The sequence below is a fragment of the Xanthomonas sp. WHRI 7064 genome (assembly GCF_040202355.2).
GTDB lineage: Bacteria > Pseudomonadota > Gammaproteobacteria > Xanthomonadales > Xanthomonadaceae > Xanthomonas > Xanthomonas arboricola.
Genome location: NZ_CP167821.1, coordinates 595,846 through 611,615 on the forward strand (window position 1 = coordinate 595,846; position 15,770 = coordinate 611,615).

13 protein-coding genes are annotated in these 15,770 nt (G+C 61.7%); 9 read left to right on the plus strand and 4 right to left on the minus strand.

What is annotated here, in order from left to right; all coding sequences use genetic code 11:
* Nucleotides 1-27: 27 nt before the first annotated feature.
* On the minus strand, nucleotides 28-342 hold the full coding sequence (locus ABQY74_RS02555) for a hypothetical protein (RefSeq protein WP_372470026.1): 315 nt from the start codon (nucleotides 340-342) through the stop codon (nucleotides 28-30).
* On the opposite strand from ABQY74_RS02555, the gene ABQY74_RS02560 reads away from it, so the two are divergent.
* The 3 genes from ABQY74_RS02560 (at nucleotide 329) to ABQY74_RS02570 (ending at nucleotide 1,537) form a co-directional block, all read left to right on the plus strand.
* Nucleotides 329-898, plus strand: coding sequence for a flavodoxin family protein (locus tag ABQY74_RS02560; RefSeq protein ID WP_016901383.1), 570 nt, complete (start codon nucleotides 329-331; stop codon nucleotides 896-898). The two genes, ABQY74_RS02555 and ABQY74_RS02560, sit on opposite strands and share 14 nt — an antisense overlap.
* Nucleotides 899-929: 31 nt before the next feature.
* Complete coding sequence (locus tag ABQY74_RS02565) at nucleotides 930-1,229, plus strand: superoxide dismutase (RefSeq protein ID WP_349793262.1); 300 nt, start codon at nucleotides 930-932, stop codon at nucleotides 1,227-1,229.
* Between the two features lie 149 nt (nucleotides 1,230-1,378).
* Nucleotides 1,379-1,537 (plus strand): hypothetical protein, encoded by a 159-nt coding sequence (locus ABQY74_RS02570; protein WP_155273620.1) that lies wholly within the window; start codon nucleotides 1,379-1,381, stop codon nucleotides 1,535-1,537.
* Between the two features lie 173 nt (nucleotides 1,538-1,710).
* Here the strand turns inward: ABQY74_RS02570 and ABQY74_RS02575 are convergent, their stop codons facing one another.
* Both ABQY74_RS02575 and ABQY74_RS02580 read right to left on the minus strand, forming a co-directional pair.
* Entirely contained in the window at nucleotides 1,711-2,451 is a 741-nt protein-coding gene (locus ABQY74_RS02575) for an SDR family oxidoreductase (protein WP_104601414.1), read from the minus strand.
* Nucleotides 2,452-2,831: 380 nt separating this feature from the next.
* Nucleotides 2,832-3,731, minus strand: coding sequence for a LysR family transcriptional regulator (locus tag ABQY74_RS02580; protein WP_253657853.1), 900 nt, complete (start codon nucleotides 3,729-3,731; stop codon nucleotides 2,832-2,834).
* A gap of 159 nt (nucleotides 3,732-3,890) precedes the next feature.
* Here ABQY74_RS02580 and ABQY74_RS02585 point away from each other — a divergent pair, with 159 nt between their 5' ends.
* From ABQY74_RS02585 to ABQY74_RS02600, 4 genes are all read left to right on the plus strand, one after another.
* The gene (locus ABQY74_RS02585) at nucleotides 3,891-4,802 is read left to right on the plus strand and encodes an NADP-dependent oxidoreductase (protein ID WP_065050372.1); all 912 of its coding nucleotides are present in this window, start codon (nucleotides 3,891-3,893) and stop codon (nucleotides 4,800-4,802) included.
* Nucleotides 4,803-4,975: 173 nt separating this feature from the next.
* Nucleotides 4,976-5,665 carry a glutathione binding-like protein gene (locus tag ABQY74_RS02590; RefSeq protein WP_104601183.1) on the plus strand — a complete coding sequence of 230 codons (690 nt, stop codon included), beginning with the start codon at nucleotides 4,976-4,978 and terminating at the stop codon, nucleotides 5,663-5,665.
* A 287-nt stretch (nucleotides 5,666-5,952) separates the two neighbouring features.
* Entirely contained in the window at nucleotides 5,953-8,166 is a 2,214-nt protein-coding gene (paoC, locus tag ABQY74_RS02595; protein ID WP_349793266.1) for an aldehyde oxidoreductase molybdenum-binding subunit PaoC, read from the plus strand.
* Between the two features lie 375 nt (nucleotides 8,167-8,541).
* Nucleotides 8,542-11,373 (plus strand): HrpF/NolX family T3SS translocon protein, encoded by a 2,832-nt coding sequence (locus ABQY74_RS02600; RefSeq protein ID WP_349793268.1) that lies wholly within the window; start codon nucleotides 8,542-8,544, stop codon nucleotides 11,371-11,373.
* Between the two features lie 472 nt (nucleotides 11,374-11,845).
* On the opposite strand, the gene ABQY74_RS02605 is transcribed toward ABQY74_RS02600, so the two are convergent.
* Entirely contained in the window at nucleotides 11,846-12,496 is a 651-nt protein-coding gene (locus tag ABQY74_RS02605) for a hypothetical protein (RefSeq protein WP_349793270.1), read from the minus strand.
* 570 nt (nucleotides 12,497-13,066) lie between these two features.
* Between ABQY74_RS02605 and hap3 the strand changes: the two genes are divergently transcribed.
* Both hap3 and xopF1 read left to right on the plus strand, forming a co-directional pair.
* Nucleotides 13,067-13,510, plus strand: coding sequence for an Hpa3 family type III secretion system protein (gene hap3, locus ABQY74_RS02610; protein WP_349793272.1), 444 nt, complete (start codon nucleotides 13,067-13,069; stop codon nucleotides 13,508-13,510).
* Complete coding sequence (gene xopF1, locus ABQY74_RS02615) at nucleotides 13,507-15,525, plus strand: type III secretion system effector XopF1 (RefSeq protein WP_349793274.1); 2,019 nt, start codon at nucleotides 13,507-13,509, stop codon at nucleotides 15,523-15,525. The genes hap3 and xopF1 overlap by 4 nt, the downstream gene beginning before the upstream one ends.
* Nucleotides 15,526-15,770: the final 245 nt, after the last annotated feature.

Sequence of the window (15,770 nt, forward strand, 5' to 3'; positions counted from 1 at the left end):
AAAAAGCGTGTCTCACTGCATCGTTCTTCATTGGGTCGCTTGGTGACTTGGCGATTGGCTCACTTCAGGAGTGCATTGTTCTCCGGCCCGCGTCGTTGCTGCTCCGCAGAAACTTCGATGGATCTTACGCGAGGTCTCAGCTGTTGCCATTGTAGAAAATGCGGATGCATGCCCTGGAAAAATGGCCACCAATGCCGGCCTGGCTTCTACTTTATAGTCCTGCAGGTACGTCTCGAATGCAGCGGCGGCAGATGCGTAGCGCGCGCTTGACTCGTTCATTGCCGTTCGAGGAAGCACCACCGCACCAACATAATTGACAGGCAGGCAGATGCTGATTTCCATCGTGTACGACAGCGGTTTTGGCCATACCACCCGGGTCGCCGAGGCCGTGGCAAGCGGCGCCGGGCAGGTCGACGATGTCGATGTGCGGTTGATTGCAGTGGCTGATGAGATGATCGACTGGATAGCGCTTGAAGCAAGTGATGCGATCGTTTTTGGATCGCCTACCTACAACGGAATGATCAGCGCGAGGTTGAAGAAGTTCTTTGAAGACTCGACCAAGGCGGCATGGACGGGAATGAAGTGGCGCGACAAGGTCGCGGCAGGCTTCACCAACTCTGGTGCGCAGCACGGCGACAAACTCAATTCGCTTGTCTCGATGGCGTTGTTTGCCGCGCAGCACGGGATGATCTGGGTGGGCCTGGATCTGATGCCGGGCAACAGTAGCAGCAGTGGAGGAGTCGACGATCTCAATCGTCTCGGGAGTTGGCTGGGTGTGATGACGCAGTCCAACAACGACCAAGCTCCAGAGCTGGCTCCGCCTGCCAGTGATCTCAGAACCGCAGAGTACCTGGGTCGCCGTGTTGCTGAAACGACCCGCCGCTTTTGCAGCACTTGAATCGCCTTACACCCAACCAAGGACATTGACCATGAGATTGCTTTGCCTCGATATCCCGCAGCCGGGCGCAACCCTGGAAAAGTACCAGCCGTACATGATGGAAGAGGTCCGGCATAGTTGGCAGCACTACAAGGACGGCGTCATCCGTGACATCTACTTCCGGCAGGATCGTCCCGGTGTCGTGATCATCGCTGAGGCAGATTCGGTGGCAGCTGCGAAATCTGCGCTTGCCGAGTTCCCCCTGGCCAAGGTCGGCCTGATTGATTGGGACGTGATCCCGTTCGGGCCTTTCGTCAATTGGGAAGTTCTCTTTGCGGCGGGCGATCACTGACTGTTGCTGCGCTGTCATTGACAGGGACTCAGTCAAGAATCAAGGACGGCGAAGGGACGTCTCACGCGGTCAAGTCGACACGCTGCGTTTGTCATCAGCCATTCGATCCGTGGCGATAGTGGCGAGCCAACAGGCTCGCACTTGATCTGTTGGCAAGTACGCTGGCGAAACGCGCCGCGACGCACCAGCCAGCAACCAATTGGCCTGAAAAGATCGTCATTGATGGTCGCCTTATCATTGGTCGGAATCCGGCCTCGGTACGCGCGGTCGGCAAGGTGGTGGTCAAGCAACTCAAGGCAAGCGATTGAGTGTCCTTCTGGTTGATGGTGCATGGAGCTTCAAGCGCATGGAGCGTGGCCTTGCATGTGCGAGGCCACGCGCTTGCTCAACGTAGATGGTCGAACGTTTCCAGATCACCGCCAATCTTTCAGCACAAGCGTCAACCTTCAACGGCGATCACGGAGTCAGTTGCAAGGTCGAACTATGCGCGGCTGTTCATGCGGTCGAACATTGCTTCTCCCAACTCGCGCGTCTTAGCGGAGATGCCGACCAGAACCTCGTCCTTGCCCGCTTCAAGCTGCACGAATGCCTGATCGACGAACTCTTCTGCGCTGACCATCATGTTGTTGGAGACACCGCCGCTGCGCTTGTTGCCACCCAAACCGGTATCGACGATAGGGGGCGCGATCTCGATCACACGGACCCTGGTTTCCCGCAACTGATGCCGCAGGCTGAGCGTAAACGAGTGGATTGCAGCCTTGGTGGCGCAGTAAACCGGGACATCGGCCATCGGCGAAAACGCCAGGCCGGAGCTGACATTAAAGATATAGGCGCTGGGTTGCTGCTGTAGCAAAGGCAGCAGACGGCTTATCAGATGGATTGGCGCAGTGAAGTTGATAGCCACCTCTTGCTCGAGGGTGTCCATCCCGGGGTCTGCCGTAAAGTCGCGATGCACCTGGATGCCAGCATTGTTGACGATGGCGTTGAGGGTGGGGTGCTCATCCTGCAGCCACTGTGTGAGCGCGTCGCGGCTGGTTGGATCTGCCACATCGCAGATGCGCGTGATCACGCCGGGGACTTCAGCCTTTGCCTGCGCAAGAGAGGATGCAGTGCGACCGCAGATGATGACCTGGTTGCCGTCGGCGACAAAGCGCCTTGCCAGGGCAAGACCGATTCCCGTCGCGCCGCCAGTGATGAGGATGGTGTTGTGTGTGAGCTTCATCGTCTTGGATCCTTCGCAAAGAAATGTAGAAGGTATGTCGACGATGAACCAGGCATCAGCGGCCACACCTTCGCTACCGGCATGCCGGGGCTGAGGTGTCGCGGATACCCTGAAGCGGGAGGAGTTGCCATTCACTTGAACGGCGACCGGGCTACCATCCGGTCAGCACTCTTTCGACAGCCGCTTTCTACCATGGCGCTTCTTTCGCTACAACTGCTCTTCTCTTGCGGCATTCAACAATCCAGGGGTGAAGGAATGCGTTGCATGAGGGTGACTGCTTCGGTCCACTTGAGTCGCAGCTGCAGTTTGCGTATCAACGAGCACGTACTCCAGAACGTCTATTCGACCTCTGAGCGAGGATGCGTCGACACCGGAAGCCGCTAAAGCGTGTCTTTGGAAAAATGTCCGCACAGAAACTCGACGAATGCGGTCACCTTGGGGCTTACAAGGCGACGTGAGGCATGCAACACCCAGCCTTCGAGCAGCGGTGCCTGCACGACGCCCCATTCGGCGACCCTGCCGCTGGCGATGTCTTCAGCCACGGCGGAGCGCGGCACCACGGCTGCACCGGCACCAGCCAGCACCGCATTTCTGATCAGGAGCGGCGTCGAGTACCAGAGCACCGGCTTGGGGAGGTAGGTGCACAGGTGCCCGTCTTTATCGACGACCTTCCACGCAGGAATGACCTTGCGGCCAATGCGTGTGATGACCTGGAGTTCTATACCGGAAGCAGCCGCTTCGCCGGCTTGAGGGCGGCTCAGGTCCGGCGGAGCGACAAGCACCAATTGGTCATTGAGGAAGCGCCGGCCGACCAGCTTGTCGTCCGTCGGTGGGTTGAAGCGGATCACGATGTCGTAACCGTCTTCCACCAGGTCGACCAGGCGGTCTTCCGCAGTCACCTCCAGCTGCACATCCGGATGCGCGCGCAGGAAGGCTGCGCCGATGCGCCCCATGGCGATATGCGAAAACAGCAGCGGCGCACTGATGCGTAGCACACCGCGTGGCCGGCCGATGCCTGATTTCAACTCCTCAACCACCTGGGCGATTTCGCCGAAGGGGTCGGACGTTCTCGCGTGTAGAACTTCGCCTTCCGGCGTGAGCCGTAGCTTGTGGCCGCCCCGTTCAACCAGGCGTACGCCAAGGCTCTCTTCAAGCGAACGTACTCGACGAGACAAGGTGGCCTTGGGTTGCCCAGTGGCACGGCTTGCGCTTCCGAAGCCCCCGTGGATCACGACAAGGTTGAAGTCTGCAAGGGCTGCGATATCCAAGGGGTGTTCCATTTGCAAGACATCATGTCCAGGTATTCGGGACTATGCGCTGGGTTTGGGCGGGCAAACAATGGCGGCGTCGACAGGATCCCGAGGTTCACGGGTGCACTCCAGCTCACGGTGCCCTTCGGGTTGTCACTTCATTCACTCACGTCTTCAAGGAATGCTCGCATGAAAGCAGTACGTTTCCACGCCTATGGTGGCTCCGAGGTCCTCAGGATCGAAGAGATCGATAAGCCGGTGCCGGGTCCGGGTCAGGTTCGTATCCGGGTCAGGGCGGCAGCAGTCAATCCGATCGACTGGAAACTGCGTGCCGGATACATGCATGCAATGATGCCGCTTGCGTTTCCCGCAGGAAGCGGGTGCGAGGCCTCGGGCGTGATCGATGCGGTTGGTGACGGCGTCCCGGCCGATCTGCTGGGCAGGAGCGTGTTTGGCAAAGGCAACGCTACGATGGCGGAATACGCCATCCTGGATGAGTGGGCTGCCAAGCCTGACGCACTGACATTCGAGGAAGCAGCTGGCCTCGCGGTCGCCGCCGAAACGGCTGCACGCATCATCGATCAGGTGGGCGTCAAGCCCGGGGAGACGTTATTGGTCAGCGGTGCTGCCGGCGGCGTGGGTTCTGCCGCACTCCAGCTCGCGCGTGTTGCCGGTATCCGCACCATCGGCACGGCGAGCGAGCCAAAGCATGACTACCTACGTTCGTTGGGAGCGATCCCGACCACCTACGGCCTGGGTCTTTCCCAACGTGTTGCCGAGCTCGCACCAGCAGGGGTACACGCTGCGCTCGATGTGGTCGATTCTGGAATGATTCCGGAGTTGGTGGCGATCACCGGTAGCCCGTCGAAGGTGGTGTCGATCTCCGATCTCACTGCACCGCAGTACGGGGCGAAGACCTCCTTTGAGCCGATGGACAAGGACAGCGCGACCAAGGTGCTGGAGCAGGTTGCGGCGCTGTGTGTCGCGGGAGCTTTTACATTGCCGGTCGCACAGACCTTCCAGCTGCAGGATCTTGCAGCGGCGCATGACCTGAGTGCCCAGGGGCATGTCACCGGACGGCTCGTTGTGACCTTCGGCTGAGCTTGAGCCTTGCAGCAGCGCAGCAACGCGCTGCATTTTTCGCCCGTGTGCCGGCCAGGCCTTGATCCCGTAGCGATGCAGGCCTGGCCAGTTGCCGCCGGAAGTACAGGCGCGCTCTGCATTTCGCCATGGGTTTGTCAGCATTCGAATGGCCACGCCATTAGGAGCAGACGATGATAGATCTCTACTATTGGCCCACTCCAAACGGCCACAAGGTCACCGTGTTCCTGGAAGAGGTCGGTCTGGACTACACGCTCAAGCCGGTCAACATCGGCAAGGGCGACCAGTTCACGCTTGAGTTCCAGCGGATCTCGCCCAACAACAAGATGCCGGTGATTGTTGATCACGCTCCGGCCGATGGTGGTGCGCCGCTGAGCGTTTTCGAGTCTGGTGCGATCCTGCTGTATCTTGCGGAGAAGACCGGCCGGTTCCTGCCTGCGGATGCACGCAGCCGCCTCGATGCCCTGGAGTGGTTGTTCTGGCAGGTGGGCGGCCTTGGTCCGATGAGCGGGCAGATGGCGCACTTCAGCGTCTATGCGCAGGAGACCATTCCCTATGCCATCGATCGCTACAAGGCCGAGGTGCGTCGACTGCATCGTGTGCTCGACCAGCGCCTGGCAGAGCACAGCTTCGTCGCTGGCGCCGAGTACGGCATTGCCGACATGGCGAGCTATCCGTGGTTCGAGGTCTACGGCGACCTGAAGCCCGATTACGACGCGTTTCCGCACCTGCGGCGCTGGCAGGGCGCCATTGCCGCACGCCCGGCAGTGCAACGTGCTTATGCGCTCAAGGAGCAGGTCAACCCGAATGCCGGAAAGCCGCTCAGTGACGAGGAGCGCCAACACATGTTCGGTAGACGCTGAGGAATGCTTCCGCAGGGCCCGGGTAATGTGGCAGCGTTCTACGATGGTTGTCTGCGGTCCTGCCCCTGATGCCCAGACGCGATAAGTGATTGCTGAGAAATTCTCATAAGCGCATCCCGGCCTGGCCAGCGTCGGTGCTCCTGGGGTTTGGTACAACAGCTGGCCATGTGCTCGTGTGCGCAGCCCCAGCCCGTTGGCAACCCAGCCATCTGTTGGGCAGGAAACGACAGCACGCGATCGCACTGCCCGATACGCAGCTCTCGACTGCTGCGCTGGAGATACGCTCAATGAAGTTCGACACGCCGGCAGGCCTCACTCCCATCGACCAACTCACCGTCGTCGGCAAGCCCGTGGACCGTATCGAAGGCCCGCTCAAGGTGACGGGCAGCGCGCCTTACGCCTACGAGTGGCACGACAACCTGCAGGAGCTGGCGTATGGCTACATCGTCGGCGCTGCAATCGCCAAGGGGCGCATTGCGCACATCGACACCACCGCCGCTGCGAAAGCTGCCGGCGTGCTGCATGTGCTCACCTACAAGAATACCCAGGCTCTGGGCACCGGCGAGTTCTACGTGCAACGTTTCCTGGCCGCGCCCGAGGTCGAGCATTATCACCAGCCTGTTGCGGTGGTGGTGGCCGACACCTTCGAGCAAGCGCGTGCGGCCGCTGCGCTGGTGCGCGTGGACTATGTGCGTGAGACCGGCCGCTACGATCTGGCGCAACAGCTGGATAGCGCGCCGATCGCACAACAGGCGCCATTTGGCGGTCCACCGCAAACCGCGGTAGGCGACTTCGACGCGGCCTTTGCGGCCGCGCCGGTCAAGGTCGATGCCCGCTACACCACGCCGGACCAGGCGCACGCGATGATGGAGCCGCATGCCAGCATCGCCAGTTGGCAGGGCGATCAGCTCACCTGCCGCACCTCGATCCAGCAGATGAACTGGGGCCGGCGCGATCTGGGCAAGATCCTCGGCATTCCCAAACACCACATTCGTTTGCTCTCGCCGTATATCGGCGGCGGCTTCGGAGGCAAGGGCACGGTCCAGTCGGATCTGGTCATGGCCGCACTCGCTGCCAAGGCGGTCGGCAGGCCGGTCAAGGTGGCGCTGCAACGCCCGCTGATGTTCAACAGCACCATCCATCGGCCGGCGACGATCCAGCGGATCCGGCTGGGCGCCACACGCGATGGGCGGCTCACCGCCATTGGCCACGAAAGCTGGTCCGGCAATCTGCCTGGCGGGCGTACCGAACCCACGACGCTTTCGACCCGCGTGCTGTACGCAGGCGCGAACAGGATGACCCAGGTACGTCTTGCCGTACTCGACCTTGCCGAAGGCAATGCGATGCGCGCGCCCGGCGAGGCGCCCGGCTTGATGGCGCTGGAAATCGCCATGGACGAGCTGGCAGAACGGCTCGCCCTGGATCCGGTTGCGCTGCGCATCCTCAACGACACCCAGGTGGATCCGGAGAACCCGGGCAAGCCGTTTTCCACGCGCGCGTTCGTCGACTGCCTGCAGGAAGGTGCCGAACGTTTCGGTTGGAGCCAACGGCTGGCGCGGCCGGCAAGCGTGCGCGACGGGCAATGGCTGATCGGCATGGGCATGGCCGCTGCGGTGCGCGGCGCGCCGATTTCCAAGGCGGGTGCGCGTGCGCGGCTGGACCGCACCGGTACGGTGACTATCGAGACCGACATGACCGACATCGGCACGGGCAGCTACACCATCGTGGCGCAGACCGCTGCGGAGATGCTGGGCGTGCCACTGCATCAGGTCGTCGTCCGCCTGGGCGATTCCAGTTTCCCGGAGACGCCAGGGTCGGGCGGTCAGCAGGGTGCGGCCTCGGTCACCGCGGGCGTGTATGCAGCGTGCGTCGCCTTGCGTCAGGCGATCGCCCAGCGGCTTGGCATGCCGGTGGACGCGGCGCAGTTTGCCGACGGCATGGTCACGGCCGGCACGCGCCGCGTGCCCTTGCGCCAGGCGGCAGCGCAGCACGACATCATGGTCGAGGATGCGATGGAGTTCGCTGGCCTGAAGGAGCGCTACGCCCAGCAGACCTTCGGCGCGCATTTTGCGCAAGTGGCCGTCAACGGCTACACCGGCGAGATCCGCGTGCGGCGCCTGCTGGCGGTGTGTGCAGCCGGCCGCATCCTCAACCCGAAGACTGCCAGAAGCCAGATCATCGGCGGCATGGTGATGGGCGTCGGTGCCGCGCTGATGGAAGAGATGGCAGTGGATCGCCGCCTGGGCTTTTTCGTCAATCACGATCTGGCCGGCTACGAAGTCCCCGTGCATGCCGACATTCCGCATCTGGAGGCGCACTTCATCGACGAGGTCGACCCCACCATGTCGCCGCTCAAGGCCAAGGGCGTCGGCGAAGTGGGGTTGACGGGTGTGGCACCGGCCATCGCCAATGCCATCTACAACGCCACCGGCATCCGTGTGCGCGAGTACCCGATCACGCTGGACAAACTGCTGGCGCAGCTCCCGCTTCCATCGGAATGAGCGGGGTTGCGGCCGGGCATCAGCCGGCTTCAACGGACAGGTGCCACTGCCCTGATGGAGAGCGCGGTCGACATCTATGCCCGGCTTCGAGGCCTGGCATTCGCTCCGAGCAGGATGACCGCATTTGCCAGAGCTGATCACGCCATGCGCGCTCCGGGCGCGTTGATCGGCCCCCCCCCCGAGCTGATGTCGGGTGAGGGTGTCGCCCATGCACGTTTCCTGCGCTTTTTTCGCCAAAATAGTTCATTGGTGCGTGCGTCGCGTAGCGGGAGTGGCACCATTTGTGCTCGCCGCATGAGACATGCCCGTGTGACCGTATGAGCATGTACTCATATGCAGCTGCTCTGTCACTGCTATGTCACTGCGAGGCCGCACATGTCGCTCAACACGCTTTCGACCGGGAGTGCCGCCGGTCTGTTTCTACCTCTGACGGATGACGCGTCGTCGTCGGAGGCACCCGGATCCGATTCGGCCATGAACGACTCCGATCTATTGCTGGCGATGGACAACCTGTTTTTGCAGCAGATTTATAATCTGATTGCCGCCACCTACGGCAACACGCCAATCAGTGAATCAGGCAGCGACGTTCCGGGGTTGGGCACGCCTTCAGCGGACGATGTGCAAGCCGGCCAGCCGATCGAGAAACGCACGTCCTGGCCGAGCCCATCGACCCCGTTCGATGCCAAGGACATCAAGGGATCCAGACTACCGCCTGCGGTGGATGGCTCATCGGTGACATGGGACGGCGGCACGCTCACCGCATCGGAGCTCCAGATTGTTTCCACACTCAATCAGCACAAGGACAAGATGCCGCTTGAGTTCGCAAAACTCGACGACACGATCAATGATCCGTCCACGCCCGCCGATCTGAAGAGCGCGCTGCAAGGCTTGCAGAAAGATCCGCGCCTGTTCTTTGCCATCGGCTCGCAGGGCGACGGCAAATGCGGCGGCAAGATCAAGGCCGAGGACTTGTGGGATTTCGCCGACCACCATCAACAGGTCACTGACCTGGGCGGCAAGAATGCCGAGTTCAATCCCAAAAACATCAAGGGGGCGACACCGCCGCCTGCCGCACAAGGTTCAACGGTGACCTGGGACGGCGGCACGCTCACGCAGCAGCAACTCGACATCGTCTCCACGCTTAATCAGCATCGCGACATGATGCCGATCGAGTTCGCCAAGCTCGACGAAAAGATCAACGACCCAGCCACGCCGCCGGACATGAAACAAGCGCTGCAAGGCCTGCAGCAGGATCCTGGCCTGTTCTTCGCATTGGCATCCCAGGGCCACGGCAAGCACCACCATGATGACCAGGGCAAGTGCAACGGCACGCTCATCGCCGCCAACCTCTACGACTTTGCCGACCGTCACCCGCAGGTGACCGCGTTGGGTGGCAAGAACGCGACCTACAATCCTGAAAAGATGAAAGGGCGCGAGCTGCCGCCGCCGGTGGACGGCTCTTCGGTCACATGGGATGGCGGGACACTTACCCAGAACGAGCTGGAGATCGTCACCACGCTCGATCGCCACAAGGACAAGCTGCCGGTCGCGTGGGCTGACCTGGATGCAAAGATCAACGATCCGGCGACGCCGCCGGATTTGAAGCAGGCATTGACGGAACTGCAGAAGGATCCGCGGCTGTTCTTCGCCATCGGCTCGCAGGGCGATGGCAAGTGCGGTGGCAAGATCAAGGCCGGTGATCTGAGAAAATTCTCGGCCGGCCACGCGCAGGTTGCGGAATACGCCAACAAGCAAGCCAAGGGCTACACGCAGAACTATGTGGCCTCGGACAGCCCGGACAAGACCCAGCCAACGGTCATGACCGAAAGCGACGCGATGCGCGAGTTGTATCGCTATTCGGACTATCTGCCGAAGGATCTGAACCAGGATGCCTTCAAGCACCTTGTCGAAGGCGACAGCAAGACCCAGAAGTGCCCACCACAGGTCATCGCCGCCGCGCAGTATTTTCGTGAGCATCCCGACCAGTGGAAGGCGCTGGCGGGAGATGCGGGTTCGATGAGTACGCCGGATTTTCTGCAGAAATCCACATCGCAGATGCACCTGACCGCACCGGAATTGAAAACGCTGGACACCATCAACAGCCACCAGGATGCGTTCTTCGGCGATGGCAAGGAGGTGACCCGCGACAAGCTCGACACGATCGTCAAGGACGACAAAGCCGACCCCGCGGTGCGCGATGCTGCCAAACAGCTATTGGGCGACCCGCTGCTGTTCGGCTTGTTGAATAATTCGATCACCGGCTACAAGAAGCCCCACAGCTTCTTCGGCGGTGGCCATGTCGTCGACTCGGGCAAGATCAGCAACAAGGATTTTCAGCAGTTCTACGATCACATGACGGCGGCCAACAAGACCGTCGATAAATCACCTACGCACGCGGCCACGTCGCCCGACCAGAAGAAGGCTGTGGCGGACATGTTGATGGGCAAGGCCGATCAACCCGAGATCAAGCAGAAGAAGAAAGACATCGGTACCGTCGGCAAGGGCTTGCATGAATTCCTCAAGTGGGACAGCAAGATCATGGACTGGGCCTCCGTAGGGTTGAGTGCGTTGAACGGCATCCCCATCATTGGCGAGATTGCCGATGTAGGAGCGCTGGCATTGGAGAGCGAAGCGCAGGCCGCCCAGGTGATCGACACCGCGCTGCAAGGTGGCGACATGAAACTGGCGTGGGAACTCGCCGGTATCAACATGGCCGGGGCGGTGGTGGGGGCCGCCGGTGGACCCTCGGCCAGACTCGCAGCCAAGGGAGTCGCCAAGGGGGTCGCCGAGGGCGCAGCCAAAGGGGTGACCAAGGGCGCAGGCGAGGGGGCGGCCAAGGGGGCAACCGGGGGCGCGGCCAAGGGCGCAGGCGAAGGCATGACCAATGGCGCAGGCGAGGGCGTAGTCAAAGGAGAAGGCAAGGGCGCAACCAAGGGGCAAGAGCGCATTAACGGGTTTAAAGGATATTTGGTAGGCAACGACATTAATCGATCGACCGACATGCTCAAGGCGCCTGTGTTGGCGGGCCTGCATTATGAAGAGGTGCGATTGGATAAAGAGAAGAAAGAAGGCGAAATCCACCATAAGCTGGAGGACACGGGCGGAATACCGCTGGGGAAACAGATTATCCCGAAGGAAGTTGCGGACAACTTCGAGGCGGACACGAAGGAAAATCTCAGGAATCTGAGGGGTGGGCGGCGCAGGTAATGATCGCCTTTGTTCGGCGTTCGCTGTGAGAGGAGCAGAGGGCGTTCGCGATGATCACCCGAAGCATTGGCATGCCGATCACTTGATCTTCAAACACATGCGTTCGCGGTTCGATATACGGTGATCGCAGCAAAATCGGCCGCTCACGCAGGCTCACCAATGCGGGCGAGAGTGTCCGTGCAAGCCAGGTTGGCGCATAGCAGGGCGCTGCATCGGGCCGTCTTGCTGCTCCAGAGTGCTGGGCGGGCGCAGCTTTTTCGATCGATAGCGCGTAGGGCAATGGTTACCCGCGCGCCTTGAGCAGTTGGCAGCCACAATCCTGCTGCTTTGAACGCCAATGTATCTTTCCGGCTGCTGTTTGCGACGAATCAATGCAGGGCTGAGCACTTGGGCTGCAGCCCTGCAGCAAGTGCAGACGGCGTGACAGATGGTTCTTTCCAGTCGCCTGCGGATAGCTACGGACTACTGGAGATCATTGACGGGACCACGTTTGAACACTAGATACATTATGGATATTGAAATAATTCAATAGCTCCTCTCTGGTTTTCACTTCTGTCACATGGTTGACCTGACGATCCCAGATCACCAGTTTTTCGCCCTGGCGCATTCCTGCGACAAGGTGTCCGATGCCGGAATGACGCTCCATGCCGATCGCAATCTTTTCGTAGTTTGGAAGCTCATGCAGCGCATTGGCAAGGTCTTGCGGCGATCCGCGCTGGTGTCTGACGTTGGAGTTCTCGAATTTGGTGATCGCCCAGGTGAACTGGTCGGGCGTCATGCCATGCTGGCTGATGTACTGAATGTTGTCTGGCGTCAGGCCCAGTCCGTTGACCACGTCCGCCTCGGCGAGCCCGGTCAGTGCCGCAATCGTATGAAGACCGCAATCATTGCTGGTGCCTGCGTGGAATGGCGGCATGCCAAGTGGCCGCATCTGCTGTGCCTGCGCGGTCGACAGAGCGGGCTTGGAAGCGGTGCGATATCTTTTCGGGGCGGGACGTCCCGGAAGTTGTGCAAGCGCTCCGTCGGTTCTTGTGGTCGGCCTACTCTGCCTTTCGGCATTCGGTGAATTCGCCACATGGTTATCGTAGGAACGTGCTGTCTGGGGTGCGGAAGAAACCTTCATGAATACCACTCGCTTGTATTGATGAAATAGGTGTGAAGCACAACGCGCGATAGCGAATCCACGTTTGAGTTTTGGTGGCCGCTACGGGCGGCAACAATGCGCCACGCTGACCACTTCTGCGACCTGCATCGCGAAGTGGGGCATATCGATACGAATCGAATATCCGGGGGCGCAAGCGCGTTAATCCCAGATCGGTTTTGCGCAACCTGGTCCTGGATGCTCGGAAAAACGACCTGTGTCGCGTTCGTAGCTGCTTGGTATGAAGTCCACTAGCCGCCGTCTGGCACTGCTTAAGATGGTCCGCTTGCTCGAATTGGTTGGCGTGTGTGGGCATTGACTACCGCGCTTGCGTCATCGATCACGTCTTGCCGATCGTTCGACCTCGCGTTGCTCCGGAGTGCGGTGCACTTGATCTAGGTCTCGGTTGCACCGTTTCCAGCAAGCCATCTTCGCCCGCAGCAAGAGTCTTTCGCAGGGCTTTACCCCGGTATGCGTTCCGTGGCGGAGACTTTGTCCTACCGGAATGGATGTATCGGTATTCATCGCATACTTTCTCGAGGGCTTCGGATAATGTCGGAATTGGGAAATCTCCACACAGCAAACGACACGTTTTTCACCAGCCTGGGAGTCCGTCTCGGGCTACCGGGAGAGCTCGCGCAACGACTCGGCGGAGGCGAAACCATCCTTGGGCCTGCGGGCATGCTGTGCCGTGTCCACACGCAGACGCAGCAGGGCGAAGTGACGGCGTTTCCGGAAGTGATCCTGCCGTTGGCCGCACGCGAGCTCGGCGGCGATGAGGTGGTGACGCTGCTGGCGCTGCAGGAACAATTGCTGACCGAATACGGCTGGCGGCTCACGCTCTCGGATCTTGGCCTGTTGTGTGTCTGCCCGCTGTTGCTCGAGCGCACGCCCGATGCCGTGGCCACCGCGCTGGAGCGCGGGCAAGTGGTTGCCCGTGTGGTGCTTGACGCGCTGGTGACGCAGGCCGGTAGCGCGGCCGAGGTGGCCTCATGAAACTCACCAGCAACATCGGGACCGCTTCCAGCAGCCGCTCAACAACTTCTGCGCCCGCACACCCAACGCAGGCCGAGGACACCGTGACCCCGGCACAGACGCGCTCGCCGCCCGGGCCGCTCGCAGGCCTGTCTTCGGGGCCGGTGCTGCGCGGTCGTCGCGCACCGTTGTCGCGTCGCGTCACCGCCGGCACGACGCAGGCCGAATCCTCGCATGGCGCACCCCATCGCTCGGAGTCCTCGCAGTCGTCGCATTCTTCCGAGCTGACGGATGCATCGTTTCACACTGCGCAGGCCAGCCCCACGCCCTCGGTTGTCGATGAGCCGCAGTCACCTGCCGCTGCAACGACCCATGCGCAGCGCAGTGCATCGGCAGCGGCTGAGTTGAAGGCGCAGCTACGTGCACGCCTGGTTGACCTGCCATTTGCCGCCCCCTCGGAGGATCAGGAGGCACTGCAGGCCGCATATCTGGAATGGGCGGACGCGCGCGTGCAGGAACGCATCGCGGCGTTCGGGCCGGATGCCGGATACCAGATCGCCGGCGACATGAAGACGGCTGGCGCGAAGGCGGCTTGGCCGATCGCCTACGAATGTCTCAGGGCCTTCATCATCGGCTCGATGCGCACCCCGTTCGGTCTCGCGGCAGGCGCAGCCTACGATGGTGCGCGTGCACCCGGATCGGAAACGCTGAGTACGACGACGCTGTCCGGCGCGGTGGCGGGCCTGATGTCCTATACCAGCGATACGTTGCTGATCCCGGCAATGGACCGGCGCGCGCGCGTCGCCAACCTGCCGCGGTTCCAGGCCATCGACCCCAAGATCCTGGTGCCCGATCCGCCACCGGCCCTGCTGGAGATCACTGCCGAGGGCAAGCGTTTCACACGCCCGGGCGAGGGCGACGCAGCCACGCTTGCGGAGCTCAAGGCGCAGACCTACGACCTTCGCCAGGGCATCACCCAGTGGCAATCGACCCTGGACGACAAGTCCCTGGACACCTTGTTGCTCAAGCCGACGATCAACGCGGGATTCAACGCGGCGCGGCGAACCTCCGACGACCCGGGCACGCGCACGCCGGCCGGCCAGCTGGGCCTGAGCGCGCTCGCCATCGGCGGCGCAGGAGTCGTGCAGAAGGCGATGCTTGAAACCGGCAAGGCGGTGGCGCGTACCGGCCAGATGAGTGTCCCCGACCTGCTTGGCGGACAGCAGCGGCTGAATCTGTTTGCGTTGGCATTGCCGGACAAGACGCGTCGGCCTGCGCAATGGTCCGACGCTGTGCGGTTCCCCCCCAACTATCTGCTGGAGACCGGGAAGGAAGGCCTGGCGTTGGCCAGGCAGGCCTTGAGCACCACCAATGCGGTCACCACTGCGCTACGCGATGTGCTGGGCCGTCACATGCTCAGCAACGTGCTGGCCAACTTCGCCTCGCTCGGGGCCGGCCGCCTGATCGCCGCGCCCTTGCGTGGTGGCAATGCAAACGGCAGCGTTGCAGGCGAAGCCGCCAACTCCCCCGCCACGGTCGTGCAACAGGCGGTGCAGACCTTGTTCAACGATACGGTCTGGAATGCGCTCAAGGCCAAGAACGGTGCCAACACCACCCAGGCGACGCGGCTGGATCAGCAGCGTGCCGTCAGCGCAGCCAGTCATCAACGCACCATCGCACGCACGCTTCAGTCATTGGCCGAGCCGATCAACGAGGCGATCGCGATGTTTGCGCCGACACAGGCGCAGATTGCGCGCGCCCTGGAGGAGGGGCAGCCGCTTGCGCCTGCACCGGGGCCGCAGGCGGTCAGATTGCATGATGCGCTGGAGAAACTACTCACGGAGATCGACACGCAGTCCGTCTCGATTGCGACCATCGACACCGTGCGCGATGAGCTGCACGCCGGGCAGGCGGCGATGTTCAGCGGCGTGCCGCGCAACAACCTGACCGAGACCCTGGACACCGGGTTGACGACGCTCAGGCATGCATTGCACGAGAGCGAGGCACTTCGCCAGTGGGAAAATGGCCGGCCGTGAGCGGTCGATGCTGCAGTTGATCCAATCGCGCCGCATGCCGCAACGACAGGCGTCACCACGGTGACGCCTGTCGTTTGTTGTCGGTCCTGCTGCGCGCCATGCGCTCGCGGGAACTGGCGATGCGGTTGCATCGCCACGTATTCCAGTTGGCCAGCACCCGTTGGCGTTTGCGGATTCGGTTGGCACGGTCAGCTATATGGGCCTGCAGTTGTTCCCCGTTGCCATTGACCAGACAGGGCGCGCAT

What these genes read in the sequence shown, in the direction of transcription:
- paoC (WP_349793266.1), top strand. Translation starts at nt 5,953, where the DNA reads ATGAAGTTCGACACGCCGGCAGGCCTCACTCCCATCGACCAACTCACC.
- ABQY74_RS02585 (WP_065050372.1), top strand. Translation starts at nt 3,891, where the DNA reads ATGAAAGCAGTACGTTTCCACGCCTATGGTGGCTCCGAGGTCCTCAGG.
- ABQY74_RS02555 (WP_372470026.1), bottom strand. Translation starts at nt 342, where the DNA reads ATGGAAATCAGCATCTGCCTGCCTGTCAATTATGTTGGTGCGGTGGTG.
- xopF1 (WP_349793274.1), top strand. Translation starts at nt 13,507, where the DNA reads ATGAAACTCACCAGCAACATCGGGACCGCTTCCAGCAGCCGCTCAACA.
- ABQY74_RS02580 (WP_253657853.1), bottom strand. Translation starts at nt 3,731, where the DNA reads ATGGAACACCCCTTGGATATCGCAGCCCTTGCAGACTTCAACCTTGTC.
- ABQY74_RS02590 (WP_104601183.1), top strand. Translation starts at nt 4,976, where the DNA reads ATGATAGATCTCTACTATTGGCCCACTCCAAACGGCCACAAGGTCACC.
- ABQY74_RS02575 (WP_104601414.1), bottom strand. Translation starts at nt 2,451, where the DNA reads ATGAAGCTCACACACAACACCATCCTCATCACTGGCGGCGCGACGGGA.
- ABQY74_RS02560 (WP_016901383.1), top strand. Translation starts at nt 329, where the DNA reads ATGCTGATTTCCATCGTGTACGACAGCGGTTTTGGCCATACCACCCGG.
- ABQY74_RS02565 (WP_349793262.1), top strand. Translation starts at nt 930, where the DNA reads ATGAGATTGCTTTGCCTCGATATCCCGCAGCCGGGCGCAACCCTGGAA.
- ABQY74_RS02605 (WP_349793270.1), bottom strand. Translation starts at nt 12,496, where the DNA reads ATGAAGGTTTCTTCCGCACCCCAGACAGCACGTTCCTACGATAACCAT.
- ABQY74_RS02600 (WP_349793268.1), top strand. Translation starts at nt 8,542, where the DNA reads ATGTCGCTCAACACGCTTTCGACCGGGAGTGCCGCCGGTCTGTTTCTA.
- hap3 (WP_349793272.1), top strand. Translation starts at nt 13,067, where the DNA reads ATGTCGGAATTGGGAAATCTCCACACAGCAAACGACACGTTTTTCACC.